17 protein-coding genes are annotated in these 21,568 nt (G+C 75.6%); 6 read left to right on the forward strand and 11 right to left on the reverse strand.

What is annotated here, in order from left to right; genetic code table 11:
- Positions 1-45: 45 nt before the first annotated feature.
- Complete coding sequence (gene ptsP / locus ACZ402_RS00280) at positions 46-1,725, forward strand: phosphoenolpyruvate--protein phosphotransferase (protein ID WP_465272295.1); 1,680 nt, start codon at positions 46-48, stop codon at positions 1,723-1,725.
- A 141-nt stretch (positions 1,726-1,866) separates the two neighbouring features.
- Here ptsP and ACZ402_RS00285 read toward each other — a convergent pair whose 3' ends face one another.
- From ACZ402_RS00285 to ACZ402_RS00295, 3 genes are all read right to left on the reverse strand, one after another.
- Positions 1,867-2,136, reverse strand: coding sequence for an HPr family phosphocarrier protein (locus ACZ402_RS00285; RefSeq protein WP_375823898.1), 270 nt, complete (start codon positions 2,134-2,136; stop codon positions 1,867-1,869).
- 128 nt (positions 2,137-2,264) lie between these two features.
- The gene (ppdK, locus tag ACZ402_RS00290) at positions 2,265-5,006 is read right to left on the reverse strand and encodes a pyruvate, phosphate dikinase (RefSeq protein ID WP_375823897.1); all 2,742 of its coding nucleotides are present in this window, start codon (positions 5,004-5,006) and stop codon (positions 2,265-2,267) included.
- Positions 5,003-6,001, reverse strand: a complete 999-nt coding sequence (locus tag ACZ402_RS00295; RefSeq protein WP_375823896.1) for a pyruvate, water dikinase regulatory protein — start codon at positions 5,999-6,001, stop codon at positions 5,003-5,005. The genes ppdK and ACZ402_RS00295 overlap by 4 nt, the downstream gene beginning before the upstream one ends.
- Before the next feature lie 87 nt (positions 6,002-6,088).
- Here ACZ402_RS00295 and ACZ402_RS00300 point away from each other — a divergent pair, with 87 nt between their 5' ends.
- The 4 genes from ACZ402_RS00300 to ACZ402_RS00315 all read left to right on the forward strand — a co-directional run bounded on the left by ACZ402_RS00300 (position 6,089) and on the right by ACZ402_RS00315 (position 10,104).
- Positions 6,089-7,039, forward strand: coding sequence for a sugar phosphate isomerase/epimerase family protein (locus ACZ402_RS00300; RefSeq protein WP_375823895.1), 951 nt, complete (start codon positions 6,089-6,091; stop codon positions 7,037-7,039).
- A 99-nt stretch (positions 7,040-7,138) separates the two neighbouring features.
- Positions 7,139-8,458, forward strand: coding sequence for an MFS transporter (locus ACZ402_RS00305; RefSeq protein ID WP_375823893.1), 1,320 nt, complete (start codon positions 7,139-7,141; stop codon positions 8,456-8,458).
- A gap of 63 nt (positions 8,459-8,521) precedes the next feature.
- Positions 8,522-9,187, forward strand: a complete 666-nt coding sequence (locus ACZ402_RS00310) for a pentapeptide repeat-containing protein (RefSeq protein WP_375823891.1) — start codon at positions 8,522-8,524, stop codon at positions 9,185-9,187.
- A 20-nt stretch (positions 9,188-9,207) separates the two neighbouring features.
- A complete protein-coding gene (locus ACZ402_RS00315) occupies positions 9,208-10,104 on the forward strand; it encodes a carbohydrate kinase family protein (RefSeq protein WP_375823890.1) in 897 nt (298 codons plus the stop codon).
- 119 nt (positions 10,105-10,223) lie between these two features.
- Here ACZ402_RS00315 and ACZ402_RS00320 read toward each other — a convergent pair whose 3' ends face one another.
- Together ACZ402_RS00320 and ACZ402_RS00325 are read right to left on the reverse strand one after the other, a co-directional pair.
- Positions 10,224-11,003 (reverse strand): response regulator, encoded by a 780-nt coding sequence (locus ACZ402_RS00320; protein WP_375823888.1) that lies wholly within the window; start codon positions 11,001-11,003, stop codon positions 10,224-10,226.
- A complete protein-coding gene (locus ACZ402_RS00325; RefSeq protein WP_375823887.1) occupies positions 11,000-12,382 on the reverse strand; it encodes a sensor histidine kinase in 1,383 nt (460 codons plus the stop codon). The genes ACZ402_RS00320 and ACZ402_RS00325 overlap by 4 nt, the downstream gene beginning before the upstream one ends.
- A 150-nt stretch (positions 12,383-12,532) precedes the next feature.
- Here ACZ402_RS00325 and ACZ402_RS00330 point away from each other — a divergent pair, with 150 nt between their 5' ends.
- Complete coding sequence (locus ACZ402_RS00330; protein ID WP_375823886.1) at positions 12,533-13,423, forward strand: GAP family protein; 891 nt, start codon at positions 12,533-12,535, stop codon at positions 13,421-13,423.
- Positions 13,424-13,516: 93 nt separating this feature from the next.
- Here ACZ402_RS00330 and ACZ402_RS00335 read toward each other — a convergent pair whose 3' ends face one another.
- From ACZ402_RS00335 to ACZ402_RS00360, 6 genes are all read right to left on the reverse strand, one after another.
- Complete coding sequence (locus tag ACZ402_RS00335; RefSeq protein WP_375823885.1) at positions 13,517-14,986, reverse strand: flotillin family protein; 1,470 nt, start codon at positions 14,984-14,986, stop codon at positions 13,517-13,519.
- Between the two features lie 166 nt (positions 14,987-15,152).
- Positions 15,153-15,623 carry an NfeD family protein gene (locus ACZ402_RS00340; RefSeq protein WP_375823884.1) on the reverse strand — a complete coding sequence of 157 codons (471 nt, stop codon included), beginning with the start codon at positions 15,621-15,623 and terminating at the stop codon, positions 15,153-15,155.
- Positions 15,624-15,827: 204 nt separating this feature from the next.
- Complete coding sequence (locus tag ACZ402_RS00345; protein ID WP_375823883.1) at positions 15,828-16,883, reverse strand: phosphotransferase family protein; 1,056 nt, start codon at positions 16,881-16,883, stop codon at positions 15,828-15,830.
- A 40-nt stretch (positions 16,884-16,923) separates the two neighbouring features.
- Positions 16,924-18,552, reverse strand: a complete 1,629-nt coding sequence (locus tag ACZ402_RS00350; protein WP_375823881.1) for a RecQ family ATP-dependent DNA helicase — start codon at positions 18,550-18,552, stop codon at positions 16,924-16,926.
- The gene (locus ACZ402_RS00355) at positions 18,549-20,345 is read right to left on the reverse strand and encodes a pyruvate dehydrogenase (protein ID WP_375823879.1); all 1,797 of its coding nucleotides are present in this window, start codon (positions 20,343-20,345) and stop codon (positions 18,549-18,551) included. Before ACZ402_RS00355 ends, ACZ402_RS00350 begins: the two co-directional genes overlap by 4 nt.
- A 201-nt stretch (positions 20,346-20,546) precedes the next feature.
- Positions 20,547-21,521 carry an NAD(P)/FAD-dependent oxidoreductase gene (locus tag ACZ402_RS00360; protein WP_375823878.1) on the reverse strand — a complete coding sequence of 325 codons (975 nt, stop codon included), beginning with the start codon at positions 21,519-21,521 and terminating at the stop codon, positions 20,547-20,549.
- Positions 21,522-21,568: the final 47 nt, after the last annotated feature.

Consider the following 21,568-nt stretch of genomic DNA (forward strand, 5'->3'; position numbering starts at 1 on the left):
TCCGACGACGCGACGCGCGCACCCGCGCGGGTCTCCGACCCGGGGCTGACCGGCGTACCGGTCAGCCCCGGGCGGGGGGCGGGGACGGTCGTGCGCATGCCCGACCCGGTCCCCGAGCCCGCTGCGGCCCCGCTCGCCGCGGACAGCACGGACGCCGACGTGGACCTCGCGGTGACGCAGGTCCTCGCGGCGGTGACGACCGTCCAGGAGGACCTCACGGCCCGCGCCGCGCGGGCCGAGGGCACCGCGGCGGAGGTGCTGGGCGTGACCGCCGCGATGGCGGCGGACCCCGCCCTGGCGCGCGACGCCGTCGGGCGGGTGCGCGAGCAGCGCACCACGCCGGCGCGCGCCGTGTGGGACGCGGCGGGCGTCGTCGTCGGGCAGCTCGAGGCGCTCGGCGGGCTCATGGCCGAGCGGGCGCGCGACGTGCGCGACGTGCGCGACCGGATCGTCGCGACGCTGCTCGGCCTGCCCGCCCCGGGAGTGCCCGACCCGGGGTTCGCGTTCGTGCTCGTCGCGGACGACCTCGCTCCCGCGGACACCGCGCAGCTCGACCCCGAGCGCGTCCTCGCGGTCGTGACGCGGGGCGGCGGGCCGACGTCGCACACCGCGATCCTGGCCCGGGCGCTCGGCATCCCGGCCGTGGTGGCGGTCGAGGACGCGCTGACGCTGCACGACGGCGCGACGGTGCTCGTGGACGGCGGGCTCGGCACGGTCGAGCGCGACCCGTCCGCCGAGGACGTGGCCGCCGTCGTCGCGGCGCGCGGGGCGCGCGGCGAGCGCCGCCGGTTCGACGGCGAGGGCCGGACGGCGGACGGCCGCCGGGTGGAGCTCCTCGCCAACGTCGCGAACGGGGAGGACGCACGGGCGGCCGCCGAGGCGGGCGCGGAGGGCGTGGGGCTCTTCCGCACCGAGGTGTGCTTCCTGGGTCGCACGGTCGAGCCGACGATCGACGAGCAGGTCGCGGCCTACCGCGAGGTGCTCGCCGCGTTCGGCGGCCGCAAGGTCGTCGTGCGCACGCTCGACGCGGGCGCGGACAAGCCGCTCCCGTTCGTCACGCCCGAGGCCGAGCCCAACCCGGCGCTCGGCGTACGCGGCCTGCGCACCGCGCGGCGCCACCCCGAGGTGCTCGACCGCCAGCTCACGGCGATCGCGCGCGCCGCGGCGGCGGAGTCGGCCGACGTGTGGGTCATGGCGCCCATGATCGCGACGCCCGACGAGGCGGAGTCGTTCGTCGCGCTGTGCGCGGACCACGGCCTCGGCACCGCGGGCGTGATGATCGAGGTGCCCGCCGCGGCCCTCGGGGCGCGCTGGGTGCTCGCCAAGGCGTCGTTCGCGAGCATCGGCACGAACGACCTCACGCAGTACACGATGGCCGCGGACCGCGAGGTCTCCGACCTCGCCCGCCTGTCGACGGCGTGGCAGCCGACGGTCCTCGCGCTCGTCGGGGCGACGGGCTCGGGGGCGGCGCTCAACGGGCGCCCGCTCGGCGTCTGCGGCGAGGCCGCGGCGGACCCGGTGCTCGCGCCGGTGCTGGTGGGGCTCGGCGTGACCTCGCTGTCCATGACGCCGCGCGCGCTCGCCGACGTCGCGGCGGTGCTGGCCGCCACGACGTCCGACCAGTGCGAGGAGCTCGCGTTCCTCGCGCTCCAGCAGCCCACGCCCGACGCCGCCCGCGCGGCCGTCCGGTCCCGCCTCCCGATCCTGGACGACCTGGGTCTGTAGTCGACCTCACGGGCGCCGACAACGACATGGGGGCCGTTATCCGCTGGATAACGACCCCCATGTCGTTCTCGACGGGGCGTGAGGTCGTGGTCGACGATGCTACGCCGGGGGAGTAGAGAGAGTAGAGAGAGTAGAGAGAGGTCAGGCGACCTCGGTCTGCTCCAGGAACGACGCGAGCGCGTCGATGGAGGCGCTCGCGTCGTCGCCGTCGGCGTCGGTCGACAGCACGACCTCGTCCCCGGCGGTCACGCCGAGCGTCATGACGCTGAGGATGCTCGCCGCCTCGACGGGGTCGCCGCCCGCCTTGGCGATGCGCACGGGGGCGGGCTGGGCGGCGGCGGCCTTGACGAACAGGGCGGCGGGGCGGGCGTGAAGGCCTTCGGTGATCGCGACGACGACGGCACGGTCCATGGTGTTTCCTCCGGCAGACAAGTGGTCTGGACCAGTGCATCCTAGGGGATCGCCGCCCACAAGGCGAGGGCCCGAGGACCTCCGGTCCGAGCGCTGCTGCCGACGGCGCCGCGGGCGCACCACCCGGGTCACACGTCGCGTGCCGTGCGCACCCCGTCGCGCCGGTCGAGCGTCGAGCGCGCGGCAGCGAGCCGCGCGACGGGCACCCGGTACGGCGAGCACGACACGTAGTCCAGCCCGATCTCGTCGAACAGCGCGACGGACGCCGGGTCGCCCCCGTGCTCGCCGCACACCCCGGCGTGCAGCCCCGGCCGCGCGCGGCGCCCGCGCTCGAGCCCGACGTGCACGAGCTCCCCGACCCCGTCCCGGTCGATCGTCGCGAACGGGTTCGTGCCCACCACTCCCGCCTCCAGGTACGCGGTGAGGAACGACCCCTCCGCGTCGTCGCGTGAGATGCCGAGCGTCGTCTGCGTGAGGTCGTTCGTGCCGAACGAGAAGAACTCCGCGTGCTCGGCGATGCGGTCCGCGACGAGCGCCGCGCGGGGCAGCTCGATCATCGTCCCGACGGCGTATGGCAGCGGGGCGTCCGCGCCCGCCAGCTCCTCCGCCATCGTCGCGTCGACGACCTCGCGCATCCGCCGCAGCTCCTCGGAGAACCCGACGAGCGGCACCATGATCTCCACGCGCGGGTCGTGCCCGGCCGCGCGCACCGCGAGCGCCGCGCGCGCGACCGCCCGTACCTGCATCGCCGCGATCTGCGGGTGCAGCAGCGCGAGCCGCACACCCCGCGTGCCGAGCATGGGGTTCATCTCGCTCAGCCGGCGCACCTGCGCGAGGAGGCGGCGCGCGCGGGCGAGCCGCGCCGTCGTCTCCCCGCCGCCGGCCGCCGCGGCCCAGCCCTCCGCGACGGCGTCCGTCCCGTGCAGGGGCGCGCCCGGGTCCCCGACCTCGTCCTCGAGCCGCTGCACCAGCAGCGACTGCTCGACGAGGTCCGGCAGGAACTCGTGCAGCGGCGGGTCGAGGAGCCGGATGGTCACGGGCAGCCCGGACATCGCCGTGAGGATCTCCTCGAAGTCGCCCTGCTGCATGGGCAGCAGGCGGTCGAGCGCGGCGGCGCGCGCGGCGTCGGTCTCCGCGAGGATCATCTCGCGCACCACGGGCAGCCGGTCGGGCGCCATGAACATGTGCTCCGTGCGGCACAGGCCGATGCCCTCGGCCCCGAGCTCGCGGGCCTTCGCGGCGTCCTCGCCGGTGTCGGCGTTCGCGCGCACGCCGAGGCGCCGCACGTCGTCGGCCCAGCCGAGCACGGCGCGGAAGTCGTCGGTGACCTGGGGCGGCACGAGCCGCAGCGCGCCCGCGTAGACGTCGCCGGTCGTGCCGTCGAGGGTGATCGTGTCGCCCTCGGTGAGCACGTGGTCCCCGACGTGGACGCGGCGCCCCTCCACGTCGATCCGCAGCGCGCCGGCACCCGCGACGCACGGCTTGCCCATGCCGCGCGCGACGACCGCCGCGTGCGACGTCATGCCGCCGTGCGCGGTGAGCACGCCCTGCGCGGCGATGACGCCCGCGATGTCGTCCGGGTTCGTCTCCCACCGCACGAGCACGACGGCCTCGCCGGCCTTGCCTCGCTCGGCCGCGGTCTCGGCGTCGAGCACGACGCGCCCGACGGCCGCCCCGGGCGACGCGTTGAGCCCGCGCGTGAGCGGGGTCGCGCCGTGGCCGGGGTCGAGCGCCGGGTGCAGGAGTTGGTCGAGCTGTGCCGGATCGAGGCGGCGCAGCGCGGTGTCCCGGTCGATCACGCCCTCGTCGACGAGCTCGCGGGCGACCCGCAGCGCCGCCTGCGCGGTGCGCTTCCCGGTCCGGGTCTGCAGGAGGTAGAGCGCGCCGTCGTCCACGGTGAACTCGATGTCCTGCAGGTCGCCGTAGTGCTGCTCGAGCCGGTCCATGGTCGCGCGCAGCTCGCGGAACGCGTCGGGCAGCACGGTCTCCATCTCCGCGAGGGGCCGGGGCGTGCGGATGCCGGCGACGACGTCCTCGCCCTGCGCGTCCACGAGGAACTCGCCGTAGAGCTCCTTGGCCCCCGTGGCGGGGTTGCGCGTGAAGCACACGCCGGTCGCCGACGTCGCGCCCTTGTTGCCGAACACCATCTGCATGACGTTGACCGCGGTGCCGAGGTCGTCCGGGATGCCGTTCGCCCTCCGGTACACCGCGGCGCGCGGGTTGCCCCACGACGCGAACACCGCGTCGACCGACCGCCGGAGCTGCTCGCGCGGGTCCGTCGGCAGGTCCTCGCCCGTGTGCTGCCGTGCGACCGAGCGGAACGTCGCGACGAGCCCGCGCAGGTCGTCCGCGTCCAGGTCCGTGTCCTGCGCGACGCCGCGGCGCGCCTTGAGCGCGTCGAGCTCGTCGGCGAACGCGTGGGCGGGCACGCCCTCGACGACCTCGCCGTACATCTGCACGAACCGTCGGTAGGAGTCCCACGCGAAGCGCGCGTTGCCGGACTCGGCCGCGAGCCCCTCGACCGAGTCGTCCGAGATCCCGAGGTTGAGGATCGTGTCCATCATCCCGGGCATCGAGAACACGGCTCCCGAGCGCACCGACACGAGCAGCGGGCGCTCGCGCGCGCCGAGGCGTCGCCCCGTGCGCGCCTCGAGCGCGTCGAGGTGCGCGACGACCTCGTCCCACAGGCCGTCCGGCCACGACCCGCCACGCTCCATGGCCGCGACGCACGCCGCCGTCGTCACGGTGAAGCCGTCCGGCACGGGCACGCCGATGCGGCGCATCTCCGCGACCCCCGCGCCCTTGCCGCCCAGCAGGGCGCGCATGTCCGCACGCCCCTCCGCGAGGTCGTAGACGTACCGGTCGCTCATGGCTGCTCCTCGTGGTCGGCGGCGGTGGCCGCGCTGTCTCCTGCCCGACGGCGGTCCGCCGGGCGGGTCTGCGGGGTCGCGCGGGCGAGGTCGTCGCCCGGGGGCTGCGGTGCGTCGTCGGGCGCGAGGGCGCGACGGCGCGCGGTGACGAGCTCGACGACGCGCCCCGCGGCCTCCTCGAGCGCGAGGGTCGTGGTGTCGAGGACGGGGCAGCCGAGGCGCCGCTGGAGCAGGGCGACCTCGGCGAGCTCGTCGTGGATGCGGGCGAGGTCGGCGTACCCGCCGAGTGCCGTGCCCCTGTGGTCCCCGTGGCCCGCGGGTCCGCCGAGCCCGGTGGCACCCATGGCGTGCACGCGGCGCTGCCGGATCTCGAGCAGGCGCTCGGGGTCGATCGTCAGGCCCACGACCTTCCAGCGCTCGGCCTCGAACAGCTCGCGCGGGGGCGCGACGCCCGGGACGAGAGGGATGTTGGCGGTGGGGTAGCCGAGGTAGCCCAGGTACATCGACAGCGGGGTCTTGCCCGTCCGCGACGCCCCGACGAGCACGACCTGCGCCTCGTCGAGCCCGTCGGTGAGGTGGCCGTCGTCGTTCGCGACCGCGAACTCCATCGCGTGGATGCGGTCGAAGTAGTCCGCGGCGAGCCCGACGGGCTGCACGACACGCGCCGGCTGCGCGCCCGTGCGCGCGGTGAACGCGTCGAGGGCGGGGGCCAGCAGGTCGGCGCACGGGACGTCGAGCGCCGCGCACGCCTCCAGCACGCGCGTGCGCAGCGCGTCGTCGACGACGGTGCAGAACACCACGGCCGCGGCCGGGTCGGCGCGGAGCTGGGCCACGACGTCGTCCACGCCTCGCGCGCTGTGCAGCCGCGGGTGGCGCACGACCCGGACCGGCTGCCCGGGGAACTGCGCCTGCGTGGCGCGCGCGACGCGGGTCCCGGTGTCTCCCGTCGAGTCCGCGACCACGTGGATGTCGATGACGCGCGCCGTCGCCGCCATGACCCCAGGCTAGGTCGGGGCGCGGGTTCTCCCCAGCGGAAGGTCTGCTGGGTGTGGGGCACAGCCGACGGGTCTAGGGTGACCGGCATGTCCGACGCGACGACACCGCGCGCGTCCTCCCCGTCCGCGGGAGAGGCGCAGCGCATCCACGTCACGCTCTCGACGGCCAGCGTCTACCCGCGCAAGGCCCCGTACGCCTTCGAGGCCGCGGCCGACCTCGGGTACGACGGCGTCGAGGTCATGGTGTGGTCCGACGAGACGACCCAGGACGCCGCGACGCTCCGGCGGCTGGCCGCCGAGCACGACGTCCCCATCCGCAGCATCCACGCGCCGACGCTGCTGGTGAGCCAGCGCGTGTGGGGGCGCTCGCCCGGTCCCAAGCTCCGGCGCAGCGTCCGGCTCGCGCAGGAGGTCGGGGCGAGCACCGTCGTCGTGCACCCGCCGTTCCGGTGGCAGTACCGGTACGCGCGGGAGTTCGAGGACCTCGTCGGCGAGCTCGACGAGACCGAGGGCGTGACCATCGCGGTCGAGAACATGTACCCCTGGCGCAGCCGCAAGCGCGAGATGCAGGCGTACCTGCCGGGCTGGGACCCGTCCGAGCACGGGTACGAGCACGTGACGCTCGACCTGTCGCACGCCGCCGTCGCGCAGCAGGACGCGCTCGCGCTGCTCGACGTGTTCGACGGCCGCCTCGCGCACGTCCACCTCGCCGACGGGTCGTCGTCGATCACGGACGAGCACCTCGTCCCCGGCCGCGGCGACCAGCCGTGCGACCGGGTCCTCGCCGAGCTCGTGCGGCGCGGGTGGGCCGGCGACGTCGTCGTCGAGATCTCGACGCGCCGCGCCCGGACCGCGGCCGAGCGTCGCGAGGACCTCGCCGCGTCGCTGTTCTTCGCGCGCACGTACCTCACGCCCGGACCGCACCCGGGCTACGAGCCGCCGCCCGGGCAGCCGCACCGCCACGCGGACGCGTGGGGCGAGGCCGATGCGCGCGAGGGCGCGGCGGAGAGCACCCCGGGCGACGTGGGGACGGCCTGACGCCCGTCGGGACCGCGACGAGCAGAGGGACCACGTAGCGTCGCGGCCCCGCCGCCCGCCGTCCACGGGAGTGGCAGCGCTGACGTAGGCTCGGCGATCGTGGCTCGCGTCAACGGTCTCCTCGCCGACACGACGCCGTTGCGCATCTCGCCGCCGTTCCGCCGGCTGTGGTGGGGCCTCGGCATCTCCAACCTCGGCTCGCAGCTCACGGTCGTCGCCGTCGGTCTCCAGGTCTACGCGCTCACGGGCTCGTCGCTCGCGGTCGGGGTGCTCGGCATCTGCGCCCTCGTGCCCCTCGTCGTGCTGGGCCTGTACGGCGGCGCGCTCGTCGACGCGTACGACCGTCGCAAGGTCGCGCTCGCGGCGTCGACCGCGCTGTGGGTCATCACCGCGCTCATCGCGGTCCAGGCGTGGCTGCACCTGAACTCGGTGGGCGTGCTCTACGGCCTCGTCGCCGCGCAGTCCGCGGCGTTCGCCATCAACAACCCGGCGCGGTCGGCGATCATCCCGCGCCTCGTCGAGCCCCGGCTCCTGCCCGCCGCGAACGCGCTCCAGACGATCGCGTGGAACGTCGCGCTCACCGTCGGCCCGCTGGGCGGGGCGTTCCTCGTCGCGCTCTGGGGCTACCAGGTCGCGTACACGATCGACGCCGTGCTCTTCACCGCGGCGCTGTGGGCGGTGTGGCGGCTCCCCGACATCCCGCCCCTGACCGGCGACGACACCCCGCGGCCCGCGGAGGCGGGGCGGCGACGCCGGGTCGCGGGGTGGCGGTCGGTCGTGGACGGCCTGCGGTACCTCGCGACGCAGCCGAACGTCCGCACCACCTTCCTCGCCGACCTCGCGGCGATGGTGCTCGCGTCGCCGCGCGTGCTCCTGCCCGCCGCGGGCGTCGTGTTCCTCGGCGGGGGTGAGGCGACGACGGGGGTGCTCGCCGCGGCGTTCGCCGTGGGGGCGGTGCTCGCGGGGGTGTTCTCGGGCGGGCTGTCGCGCGTGCGCTGGCAGGGTCGCGTGATCGTGTGGGCGATCACGGGCTACGGGCTCTCGATCGTGCTGTTCGGCCTCGTCCTGGTGGGGGTCGGGGCGACGAGCCCGACGACCGTCCTCGGGGGCGGGGTCGTCGCGGCGAGCGTCGCGCTGGCGCTCGCGGGCGCGTCGGACGCCGTGAGCTCCGTCTTCCGGCAGACGATCCTGCAGACCGCGACGCCCGACGACATGCGCGGCAGGCTCCAGGGCGTGTTCATCGTCGTCGTCGCGGGCGGGCCGCGGCTCGGCGAGCTCGTGCTCGGCGCCCAGGCGACGTGGGTGGGCGAGGCCTGGGCCGCCGTCGCCGGGGGCGTGGCGTGCGTCGTCGTGCTGTGGATCGTGGTGCGGTCGCAGCGCAAGTTCTGGCACTACGACGCCCTCCACCCCGAGCCCTGAGCGGCGCGGGCCGGCCGGAGCGCTCACGGGCGGCGCGTCGGTAGGGCGCCCTAGGCTCGGGGCGTGCCACCGAAGAAGCCGACGACCGAGCCGCCCGTGATCGACCCCGTCGTGCTGGACGACCTCCAGCGCGGCGACGCCTACGACCTCGAGGCGGAGGCCGACCTCGAGGGGTTCGAGCTCGTCGACCTCCGCCTCGACCGCCTCGACCTGCACGGTGCGAGCGTGTTCTCCACGCGGCTCGACCAGGTGCGGGCCGACGAGGCGGACCTCGGGGCGGTGACGCTCACGGAGGTGCTGCTCGACCGTCTCGACGTGCCCGTGCTGCGCGGGACGCGCGGCCGGTGGCGCGAGGTCGAGGTGCGCGGCGCGCGCCTCGGGTCGGCCGAGCTCTACGAGTCGTCCTGGGCCGGGGTCCGGTTCGTCGGCTGCAAGCTCGGCTTCGTCAACCTGCGCGGCGCGACGCTGCGCGACGTGATGTTCACCGACTGCACGATCGACGAGCTCGACCTCGTCGCCGCGGACGCGCTGCGCGTGGCGTTCGAGGGCACGCGCGTCCGCCGTCTCGACGTGCAGGCCTCGACGCTGGCGCACGTGGACCTGCGCGGTGCGGAGATCGACGAACTGAGCGGGATCGAGTCCCTGCGCGGCTCGACGATCGACTCCACGCAGCTCGCGCGCCTCGCCGCGACGTTCGCGCACAGCCTCGGCATCACGGTCACGGACTGACGCGGGATAGAGTGCGCGACGTGACCGCCGCCACGCACCCGTCCACCGCGCTGCCCGACCCCGCCCGGACCGAGGTCCTCGTCGCCGGGCCGGCGTCGTGGAACCTCCTCGTCCAGCTCGACGAGCTGCCCGCGCCCACCCCGCACACGGTCTTCGCCCGGTCGCACCGCGCCACCGTGGGCGGGACGTCGGCGGGCAAGGCGCTCAACCTCGCGCGGCTCGGCCGGTCGGTGCTGCTGCGCACCGTCCTCGGGGCGGACGACGACGGCGCGCGCGTCCGGTCCGTTCTCGAGGGCGCGGGCGTCCGGGTGCTCGCGGAGCCCTCGCCCGACGGGCGCACCGAGAGCCACCTCAACCTCATGGACGACGACGGCGGGCGCGTCTCGGTCTACCTGCGCGCACCGGGCGAGGTGCCCGCGCAGGGCGCGTCGTGGGAGGCCGCGGTCGCGGCGCTCGACGCGGCGCGGGCCGTCGTCGTCGATCTCGCGGTCCCCGCGCTGCCCGTGCTCGACCTCGCCGTGTCCCGCGGTCGTGACGTCTGGGTCGACCTGCACGACTACGACGGCGAGTCCGCGTTCCACCGGCCGTGGGTCGAGGCGGGGACGCACGTGTTCCTCAGCGGGGACCGGCTGGGGGACTGGCGCGGCTTCATGGCCGCGCGGGTCGACGCGGGCGCGCGGCTCGTGGTGTGCACGCACGGGTCGCGCGGCGCCGTCGCGCTCACCGCCGACGACGGGTTCGTCGAGGTGCCGGCGGAGCGCGTGCCGCACGTCGTCGACACGAACGGCGCGGGCGACGGCTTCTTCGCGGGCTTCCTCGATGCGCACCTGCGCGGGGCGGGCGTCGAGGAGGCGATGGCGGCGGGTGCCCGGCACGCGGCGCGCGTCGTGCAGAGCCCGGACCTCGTCCCGGCCTGACCCGCGACGCACGGCGCCGACCGCCCCGGCCGCGGACGTGGCCGACGAGCGGCAGCCCGTGCAGCCCGTCGAGGCCGAGGTCGTCGCTGCGGGCCGGGGTCGTACCGCGGGGTCGGCGGTCAGGCGAGGCCGGTGTCGCGGGCGACGATGGCCGCCTGCATACGGGTCGCGACGCCGAGCTTGGCGAGGACGCGCGAGACGTGCGTCTTGGCCGTGGCCTCGGTGATGTAGAGGTCGGTCGCGATGCCCTGGTTGGAGAGGCCGCGGCCGAGCGCCGCGAGCACGTCGACCTCGCGGGGCGTGAGGTCGACGAGCCGTGGGTCCTGTGCCGAGCCGTTCGCGCCGGCGTGCGGCCCGGCGGCGGGTGCCGGAGGGCCACCGGCCGTGCCCGACGTCGGCCCTGCGGCCGAGCGGCCCGGCTCGCCCGGGTGGGCGGGCGGTCCCGGGTGCGGGGCGCCGTCGGGCACCGGGCCGCGGGCGAACGCGGCGAGGAGGCGGCGGGTGACCTCGGGCGCGAGGACGCCGTCGCCGGCGGCGACGCGACGGACCGCGTCGAGCAGCGCCGCAGGCTCGGCCGACTTGAGGAGGAACCCCGCCGCGCCGCCGCGGAGCGCGCCGTCGACGTACTCGTCGAGGTCGAACGTCGTGAGCACGAGCACCTCGGCGAGACCCTCGGCGGTGATGGCGCGGGTGGCCTCGATGCCGTCCACCCCGGGCATGCGCAGGTCCATGAGCACGACGTCGGGTCGCAGCGCCCGGGCGTTCGTGATCGCCGCGGTGCCGTCCGACGCCTCGCCGACGACCTCGACGTCGTCCGCGGCGTCGAGCAGAAGACGCAGGCCCGCGCGGATCGCCGCGTGGTCGTCGGCCAGCAGCACCCGGACCGGTCGGCGTGTCACGCGCTCTCCCTCTCGCTCGGACGGGCCGCGACCGGGACGGACGCGCGCACGGTCCACCCGCCGGCCGCCGTCGGCCCGGCCGCGAACGTCCCGCCGAGGCCGTCGGCGCGCTCCCGCATGGTCAGCAGGCCGGTACCCGCGCTGAGCGGGCCGTCGACCGGCGGTGCGGCTCCGGGAGGGCCGTCGTCGCGAACCTCGAGCGCCACGGTGGCCCCGTCCCGGGAGAGCCGCACCGTGACGCGCGACCCCGGCGCGTGCTTGACCGCGTTCGTCACGGCCTCCTGCACGATCCGGAACAGCGCCTGGTCCGCCGCGGCGGGCAGCGGGCCGGTCGCGACCCCGTCGGGGTCGTCGAGCACGACCGTCGTGGTCGCGCGCGCGGCGGCGAGGAGCGCGTCGAGCCCCGCGAGCCGACCGGGCGCGGCGACGGTGTCGAGGGCGGCGCCCGCGCCGTCGTCGCGGCGCCCCTCGGACCGGAGCAGCAGGATCATGGACCGCATCTCGTCGAGGGACGCCACGGCGCTGGCCCGCACCTGCTCGAGCGCGGCCCGGTCCTTCGCGGCGTCGGGCGGGAGCGCGAGCGCGGCGCCCGAGTGGATCGCGATGGTCGACAGGTGCGACGCGATGACGTCGTGCAGGTCGCGCGCCATCGCGGCACGCTCGGCCCGGACCGCCTCGTGCCGGTCGAGCTCGGCGATGCGTTCGAGGTCGCTCGCGCGCTGCCGTTCCAGGTCCGCCGTGCGGGCCGCGGTCTCGGCCTCGCGCGCCGCGAGGTCGGCGCGCTCGCCGGCCAGCTCGGCGAGCTCGCTCTTGGTGCGCACGTTGGTCGCCCACCACATCGGCACGAGGAGGACGGCGCCGAGCTGCAGCCCCATGTACACGAACTCGCGCACGTCCCGGGCCGCCTCGCCCGCCGCGACCGACCCGGCCACGGCGACCGTCACCGCGACGCCCCAGAGCCACGCCCGCGCCCGCGGCCTCGACCAGAGCGCGGCGGCGTAGAGCAGGTCCCACAGGACGAGCGTGACCGCGAGGCTGCCGCCCCACCGCAGGTCGACGACCATGACGGCCACGCCGCCGAGCAGCGCGAGGATCGGGTGCGCGCGCTTGACCAGGATGAGGAGGCAGCCGACCCCGAGCAGCGCGACGCGCCACCACGGCTCGGCCGGCTCGACGACGAACGGGGCCCGGACGAGCCCGACCAGGCCCACCTCGAGGAGGACCCACCCGAGGACGAACGTCGTGACGGCGGAGAAGAGGTCGTTCCGACGGTCCTCGATGCGCCACACCTGCGTGAGCGACCGGGCAGCGGCCCGCCATCCGGTGTGTCCGGGCGCGACGCGCTGCGCCTCGTCCGCGTCGTCCTCCTCCGTCCTCACGCACCCATCCCAGCACAGCGCGGCGTCCCGCGGATCGGTCGAACGGTGTACGACGTCGGCGTCCCGGTCCGCGCCGGTGGCTCGCCGGGCGCTCCGGGTCGGTCGTTCGCCCGACGACGGGACCGCGCCCCGGAGGCGAGGCTCGACGACATGGACATCCCCTTCGACCTCGACGCCGTCGGCGGGCCGGGCCTGGGCCTCGCGGCCATGGCGGGCGTGCTCGTCGTGCTGGCGCTCATCGACTCCACGAGCTTCGGCACGCTCCTCATCCCGGTCTGGCTGCTGCTCGCGCCGGGTCGGCTCCGTGCGGGGCGCGTGCTCGTCTACCTCGGCACGGTCGCCGCGTTCTACCTGGCCGTCGGGATCGTCGTGCTGCTGGGCGCCGGGGCCTTCCTCGAACGGTTCGGCGACGCCCTGGACACGCGCGCCGCCGCGATCGTGCAGCTCCTCCTCGGCATCGGGCTGTTCGCGCTGAGCTTCCGCTTCGACAGCAAGCGCACGGCCCGGCGGGACGCGCGCGCGGCCGCCGCGGCGCCGGCGACGGTCGGCGCCCGGCCCACCGTCCACGGCGAGATCCCGGGTGACGCGCCCGGCGTGACGTCCGGGACGACGTCGGGCGGGCGCCCGGGGCGGCTGTCCCGCTGGCGCGAGCGCGCGCTGGGGATCGAGGCGGACGCGGTCGGTGCCGGTGCGGTACGGACCCGTCCCTCCGTGCTGCCGCTCATGGGGCTCGCGCTCGGCGCCGTCGCCCTCGAGGTCGGGACGATGCTCCCGTACCTGGCCGCGATCGGGCTCCTCACGACGTCGGACGTCGGCTGGCCTGCGACCGGCGGCATCCTCGCGGCCTACTGCGTCGTGATGGTCGCGCCCGCGCTCCTGCTGCTGCTCGGGCGGCTCGTCGCGGCGCGCGCGGTCGACCCGCTGCTGCGCCGGCTCGACGCGTGGTTGACGCGGAACGCGACCGACATGACCGGCTGGGTGCTGGGGATCCTCGGCGTCCTGCTCGCGCTGAACGCGTTCGGCCGCCTCGGCTGGACCTGAGCGGGCCGCGGCCGTGCCGCACCCCCGCACGACGGCGGCCCGCCCGGAGGTCCGGACGGGCCGTCGTCCTGCACCGGCGGGAGCCGGTCAGGGTCAGTGCGAGGTGCCGTTCGTCGCCTTCTCGCCCGAGCCCGTGAGCTGCGTGCCCGCGAGGTTCGCGATGAGCTGGTTGATGTCGACGCCGGTGAGCTGCTTGATGACGCCCTGGCCCTCGCCCAGGACCGACGCGACGTTCTTGGTGACCGCGGACGCGCCGTCGGTCGAGACGACGGTCATGCCCTGGATGTTGCCGATCGGCTCGGCCGCGGCGCGCACGATCTCCGGCAGGCGCTCGATGAGCTCCTGCACCAGGGCCGCCTCGCCGTACTTCTGGAGCGCGTCGGCCTTCGCGTCGGTCGCCACGGCCTCGGCGCGACCCTCGGCCTCGATCGCCGCGGCGCGGGCCTCACCCTCGGCCTTGATACCGGCCGCGAGGGCGACCTGGCGGTCGCGCTCGGCCTCACCGGCGCGGCGCACGGCCTGCGCGGACGCCTCGGCGTCCTGGATGGCCGCCGTCTTGTTCGCCTCGGCGATGACGGTGCGCTTGTACGCGTCGGCCTCGGTCGCGGCGTTCGCGGCGTCACGGCGCGCGTTCGCCTCCTGGACCTCGGCGTACGCCTTGGCCTCGGCGGGCTTGCGGATCTCGATGTCGAGGCGCTCCTGCGTCACGCGGGCCTGCTCGGCGAGCGCCTCGCGCTCCTGCTGCGCGACGAGGCGGTCCTGCTCGGCGCGCGCGAGCTGGCCCGCGGCCTCGGCCTCGGCGTTCGCGCGGTCGGTGTCCGCCTTGATCGCGGCGCGCTTGAGGTCGAGCGCCTTCTGGCGCTCGGCGATCTGCTCGGCCGCGTCGATGACGGCGAACTCCGAGGCACGCTGCGCCTCGGCCTCGGAGACCTCGGCGACCTGGCGGGCACGGGCCGACTCGGCGCGACCCAGGTTCGAGAGGTAGTCCGAGCCCGGCGTCGAGATGTCGGAGATGTTGAGCAGGTCGACCTGGAGGCCCTGCTCCGAGAGGTCGGCCTTGGTGGACTCGACGACGCGGTCGGACAGGCCCTTGCGGTCGGAGATGATCTGCTCGATCGTCATGTCGCCCACGATGGAGCGCAGCGAGCCCTCGAGGGACTCCTTGATGATCTCCGTCAGCGTGCCCTGCTGGGAGAGGAAGCGCTGGGCCGCGCGGCGCACGCCCTCCTCGTCACCGCGGACCTTGAAGTTGATGGACGCCTTGATGGCGATCTTGATGCGGTTCTTGTCCACACCCTCGACCGTGATGCCGATCTGGCGCTGCTCGAGCGAGATGGAGAAGCCCTGCTGGAGGATCGGCCAGACGAACGTGCGGCCGCCGACGACGACCTTCTGCCCGCTGCCCGCCGCCTCCCTGCGCCCCGCGCCGCGGCCGACGATGACCAGGGCCTCGTTCGGCGGGACGCGGCGGATGCGCTTGCTGATGAAGATGACCACCGCGAAGAACGCGATGACCAGGGCGACGATCGCCAGGGTCGTGATGAGGTTCGTGTCGTCGAACATGGTCCGCGCCGGGGCGCGTCTCCTTCCGTGGGTGCGTGCAGGTCAGGGCGTGCGGCGGTGCGGGACGGGCCGGTCGGGGTCGAGCCCGGCCGGTCCGGCCGGTGGTGCGGTGCGCGGCACCCGCCGACGGCGCGGGGCGGCGTCGCCGGTCGGGTCGGCCGTGCGGTCAGTCGTTGGGGTAGTGGCGCTGGACGCGCACGCGGCTCCCGGACTGCTCGAGCACGACGACGCGCGCGCCCTCCGGGATGGGCTCGTCCGCCCAGGCGAGGCGGCGCTCGAGCTCGTGCACGGCGTCCAGCGAGACCTCGCCGCGGGACGGGTCGATCGCGGTCGTCGCGGTCCCCTGCACGCCGACGAGGGACGTGGGCACGCCGTCCTCCGACTCCCGCAGGTGCTTGACCAGGGCCTGCACGAGCACCATGACGACCAGCGCCACGACGAGCGACCCCACGTACGCGAGCCACGTCGGCAGGTCGTTGGAGGCCACGATCACGCCGACGGCGCCGAAGACCACGCCACCCACGCCGAGCGTCGTCCCGGACACCGCGCCGTCACCCAGGTCGACGATCTCGCCGACGAGCAGCGAGAGGAGCAGGAGGGCGAGTCCGGCGATGCCGATGACGATGAACGCGATCATGCGAGGTCCCCTTGCTGCGGCGGGCGGCCGTGCGTGTGTCGGTGCCGTGCGGACGGCCGTGCGGACGGCCGTGCGGACCGTCGTGTTGACGTGGCGTGTGGAGTTGTCGTGAACGTACGCACACCCTATCGTGACCCGACCGTGCCGAGAGCCCGCCCGAGGCGTCCGGGCATGGGGAGCACTCCCCAGGTACGACGGACGCGGTCAGGAGCCGAGCTCGTCCAGCATCCGCAGCAGGTTCGCGCGCGCCGTGCCGGCGTACCCCTCGACCCAGTCGCCCTCGTAGCCGCGCGGCACGACCTCGACGACGAGCAGGCACGCGAGGTACGCCCGGTACAGGCGCAGCCGCGTCCACGCGTCGGCGTCGCCCGACCCCGGGGTGCCGTCGCCCAGGCCGAGGTCGCCGCCCGCGGCGGCGTAGCCCGCGAGGAGGTCGGGGTCGACGGCCCCGGCGCCGAGCTGGTCCGCCCCCGCGAGCTCGAAGAGCGGGTCGCCCCACAGCGACCGCTCCGCGTCGAGCACCCCGACGATCGCGAGGTCGTCGGTGTCGTCGGCGTTCTGCGGACCGTCGTCGGCGCGCCCGAGCAGCACGTTCCCGGGCCAGAGGTCCGCGTGCACGAGCCGGGGGACCGTCACGCGGGCGAGCAGGTCGCGGTGGCGCGCGACGGCGTCGAGCACCCGGGCCTCGGGGAGGTCCACGCCCCACCGACGCGCGTCGTCGAGCGCGGCCCCGACCATGCGGGCGAAGGCGTCGGGCCAGATGGCCGCGGCGAGGTCCGAGACCCGGGCCGGATAGCCGAACCGGTCGCCCGTGATCCGGTGCAGGCGCGACATGAACGACCCGAGCCCCCGGCGCACGACGGCGGTCGCCGCGGCATCGAGCTCGCGACCGCTCCACAGGGTGCCGTCGAGGAACGTGACGACGAGCGCGTCGCCGTCCACGTGCGCGCGCGTGAGGTCGGCGTGCAGCACGCGCGGGACGGGCAGCCCGGCCGCGTGCGCGGCCCGGTAGGCGGCGTCCTCCGTGGTGAGGATCCCGTGCTCGTAGCGCAGCAGCCGCGACGTGTCCGCCCCGGTGACCTTGACGACGACGCGCGCGGGGACGCCGTCGGGCCCGCCCCCGTCCGGGTGCGGGGCGAGGTCCACCGCGAGCACGCTGGCGAACATCCCGCCGCTCAGCGGCTCGACGCGGACGGCCTCGCCGAGCGGCGCCACGACGGCCGCGACCTGGTCCTGCGTGACCGACGCCTTGGTGAGCACGCGGCGATGCTACCGGTGCGGACGCCCCGTCCCGGGGCGGTCAGGACGGGGTGAGGAGATCCTGCTCGGCCACGGCGTCGAGGCTCAGCGTCCGGTACCCGTGGGTCTCGAACAGGACCGTGACCCGGTCGTCGCCCTCGTACCCCATGACCGTCCCGGCGCCGAACTCCGGGTGCTGCACCGTCGTGCCGGTCGACCAGGGTGCGGCGTGGTCGTCGGCCGACCGCTCGGCGGCGGTGCCGGACCAGCAGGCGTCGCAGCGGCCGCACGGCTCGGGCAGGTCCTCCCCGAGGTAGGCGAGCAGGAACTGGCGGCGGCACTGCGTCGTCTCGGCGTACGCGCGCATCATCTGCAGGCGCGAGTCGTCGACCCGGCGCCGGGCCTCGGCGAGGTTCCGCGCGGTGTCGGCCACCGCGGCCGGGCGCGCGTCGTCACCGGCGAGCGCCCGCGCGTCCTCGACGAGCGCCCGCAGGCGCGCGAGGCGCCGGGGGAGCCGCGCCCGGCCGCCGCCCGCGGGCCCCGACGCGGGGGCCTCCGCACCGGCTCGGCCCAGGGCCCGAGCGACCTCGCGCAGGTCGTCGCGGTCGGGCACGCTCACCGCGAAGTAGCGCTGGAGGCCCAGGTCCTCCGGGCGGTAGAACAGCACCGCGACGGCGGGGTCGCCGTCGCGGCCGGCACGACCCACCTCCTGGTAGTAGGAGTCCGGGGAGCCGGGGACGTCCGCGTGCACGACGAACCGCACGTCGGGCTTGTCGATGCCCATGCCGAACGCGGACGTCGCGACGACGACGTCCACCTCGTCCTCGGTGAAGCGCCGCTGGGCCTCGTCGCGCTCGGCCCGCCGCAGGCCGCCGTGGTACGCGGCGGTGCGCAGGCCCGCCCGCGCGAGCGCGTCGGCGACCTCGGTGGTGCGGCGCCGCGTGGCGACGTAGACGATCCCGACGCCGTGCTCGGCCTCGGCACGCACGCGCTCGACGACAGCGCGGTCCTTGTCGTCCGCCTCGACGGCCCGCACGACCTCGAGCGCGATCCCCGGGCGGGCGAACCCGCGGACGATCACCGCGGCGTCGCGCAGGTGCAGGCGCTCGGCCACGTCCTCGCGCACGGGCGGGGACGCCGTCGCGGTGAGCGCGAGCACGGGCGGCCTGGGGTCCAGGGTGTCGAGGCGCTCGCCCACCCGGAGGTACTCGGGCCGGAAGTCGTGCCCCCAGGTCGAGACGCAGTGCGCCTCGTCGACGGCGACGAGGCTCGGTCGGGCCGCGCGGACCGCGTCGAGGACCTCGTCGTTGGCGAGCTGCTCGGGCGAGAGGAACAGGAACTCGAGCTCGCCCGCGGCGGCGGCCTCGAGCGCGGCGCGGCGCTCGGCGGCGGGCACGGCGGAGCTCACGGCCGCGGCCCGGGCGTCGTCGTCGCCGAGCTCGAGCAGCGACCGCACCTGGTCCTGCTGGAGCGCGATGAGCGGCGAGACGACGAGCGTGGGCCCGGGCAGCTCGAGCCCAGGGACCTGGTAGACCGCCGACTTGCCGGCACCGGTCGGCAGGACGAGCAGGACGTCGCGGCCGTCGAGGAGGGCGGCGATCGCCTCGCGCTGCCCGGGGCGCAGGTCGCGGTAGCCGAAGACCTCCCGGGCGGTGACGCGGACGTCGGCGAGGGTCGGCTCGTCCGTCACGGGCGCGGCACGTTGCGCAGGTTCGCGCGCGCCATCGACACGACCTCGCCCATGCCGCCGCCGAGGATCTCCTTGCTCATCGCGACCGCGAACCCGCGCACCTGGCCCGCGGTGATGTTCGGCGGGATCGAGAGCGCACGCGGGTCCGTGACGACGTCGACGAGCGCCGGTCCCGGCCGGTGCAGCGCCTCCTGGAGCGCGCGGCGCAGGTCCTTCGGCTTCTCGACGCGCACCGCCGGGATGCCGATCGCGTTCGCGACGGCGGCGTAGTCGACCTGGGGCGACTCGGTGCCGAACATCGGCAGCCCGTCGACGAGCATCTCGAGGCGCACCATGCCCAGGCTCGCGTTGTCGAACAGGACGACCTTGACCGGCAGGTCGTAGTGCTTGAGCGTCACGAGCTCGCCGAGCAGCATCGAGAGCCCGCCGTCGCCGGCCATGGCGACGACCTGCCGGCCGGGCTGCGAAGCCGCGACACCGATCGCGTGGGGGAGCGCGTTCGCCATCGACCCGTGGATGAACGACCCGATGACGCGCCGCCTCCCGTTGGGCGTGATGTACCGGGCGGCCCAGACGTTGCACATGCCCGTGTCGACGGTGAACACGGCGTCGTCGGAGGCCACCTGGTCGAGCGTGTCCGCGACGAACTCGGGGTGGATCGGCGTCGTGCGCTCGACCTTCTTCGTGTACGCCCCGACGACGCCGGTCATCGCCTTCTCGTGCTTGGCGACCATCGAGTCCAGGAACTTCCGGGACCGCGCCTTCTTCACGAGCGGCAGGAGCGCGCGCACCGTCTCGCCGACGTCGCCCACGACCGCGAGGTCCAGGCGGGTGCGGCGTCCGAGGTGCGTCGGGTCGACGTCGACCTGGGCCGTGCGGACCGACTCGGGCAGGAACTGGTCGTACGGGAAGTCCGTGCCGAGCAGGATCAGCAGGTCGCAGTCGTGCATCGCGTCGAACGCGGCGCCGTAGCCGAGCAGGCCGGACATGCCGACGTCGAACGGGTTGTCGTACTGGATGAACTCCTTGCCGCGCAGCGAGTGGCCCACGGGCGCGGCGATCTTGTCCGCGAGCGCGATGACGTCGTCGTGCGCGCCGCGCACGCCCGCGCCGGCGAAGATCGTCACCTTCTTCGCGGCACCGATCGCGTCCGCGAGCTGCTGGACGGCGCCCGCGTCCGGGACGACGCGCGGGGGCGCGGGCCGGCACGCGACGTCGGGCACGGCGGCGGGAGCGTCGAGGTCGGCGACGTCGCCGGGGAGCGTGAGGACGGAGACGCCGCGCGCGCCGTAGGCGTGGTGGATCGCGGAGTTGATGACGCGCGGGGCCTGGTCGGCGCTCGAGATCATCTCCGAGTAGACGGAGCACTCGGTGAACAGGCGGTCCGGGTGGGTCTCCTGGAAGAACCCGGTGCCGATCTGCTTGCTCGGGATGTGGCTCGCGATGGCGAGCACGGGCACGCGCGACCGGTTGGCGTCGTACAGGCCGTTGATGAGGTGCAGGTTGCCCGGCCCGCACGACCCCGCGCACACCGCGAGGCTGCCCGTGACCTCGGCCTCGGCGGCCGCCGCGAACGCCGCCGCCTCCTCGTGGCGCACGTGGATCCACTCGATGCCCTTGCCCGCGTTCTCGCCCGTGTTGGACCGGTGCACCGCGTCGACCACGGGGTTGAGGCTGTCGCCGACGATGCCGTAGATCCGCCGCACCCCCGCCTCGATGAGCTGTGCGACGAGCAGGTCCGCGACAGTCCGGCTGCGCTTGTCGACGGGGGAGCGACCGATTCCGAACGGCATGACGTACCTCCACGGCTGGGCTGGGGTCGTCTCCCATCGTGCGCCGGGCCCGCGCGGGCCGCAGCGCGAGCCGACGTCTCGTGCGTCACGGTGCACGCCACGACGTGTCCCGAACCCGGGGTTGCGCGTCACCGGCGGCGCCAGGTGACGCGCGACCCCGGGTTCGGCGTGCTGTGGTGAACGGGAAGCACGGGCTCGGTGTCAGGGGCGGGCCGCCACGGACGGGGTGCGGCGGCGTGCGACCGCCGACGCGGCGTCGGCGACGGCGAGCTCGCCGTGGATTCCCGCGCCCGCCATGACGCCGGCCGCCGCCGACGCGCCGACCTGGGCCATGAGGTCGCTCGAGTTCCCGGCCGCCCAGACGCCGGGGACGGCGGTCATGCCCCGCGGGTCCGCGGGCACGAACCGGCCCGCCGGGTGGTCCTCGAGCGTCCCGCCGAGCTGCTCGAACAGCTCGCCGCGCGCGACGAACCGCGGCCCGACGACGACCGCGTCCACCGCGAACGACGTCCCGTCCGCGAGGACGACCGACCGCACGGCCCGACCCTCGACGTCGAGCCGCTCGACCTCGCCCTCGACCACGCGCACGCCGAGCGCCGAGAGCTGCTCCCACGTGGCGTCGTCGGGCTCGGGGGCGGTGTGCTGGAAGAGCGTGACGTGCGGCGTGAGCTGGCGGAACAGCAGCACCTGGTGGGCCGCCGCCGGGCCCGTCGCGAGGACCGCGATCCGCTGCCCGCGCACCTCCCAGCCGTGGCAGAACGGGCAGTGCAGCACGGTCGCGCCCCAGCCCTCCCGCACGCCCGGCACGTCGGGCAGCTCGTCGACGAGGCCGGTCGCGAGCAGCACGCGGCGCGCGCGGACCGTCCCGCCGTCGTCGAGCGTGAGCGTGAAGCCGGACTCGACGTCGCCGCTCGCGTGGGCGACGCGCGCGGCGCGGACCTCGGCGCCGTAGCCCTCGGCCTCGGCGCGACCCGCGGCGAGCAGCTCGCGCGGGGGGACGCCCTCGCGCCCGAGCAGGTTGTGCGCGCCCTCCGCGGGCGCGTTGCGCGGCTCGCCGGCGTCGAGCACGACGACGGAGCGCAGCGACCGCGCGAGCGTCACCGCGGCGCTCAGTCCGGCAGGCCCGCCGCCGACGATCGCGACGTCGTGGACGGTGTTCTGGGTGGTGGTGGTCATGGCTCTCCTCAGCACAGGGACGGGTATCACTGCTGGGTGCGTGAGAT

Source organism: Cellulosimicrobium sp. NPDC030954 (assembly GCF_055571305.1).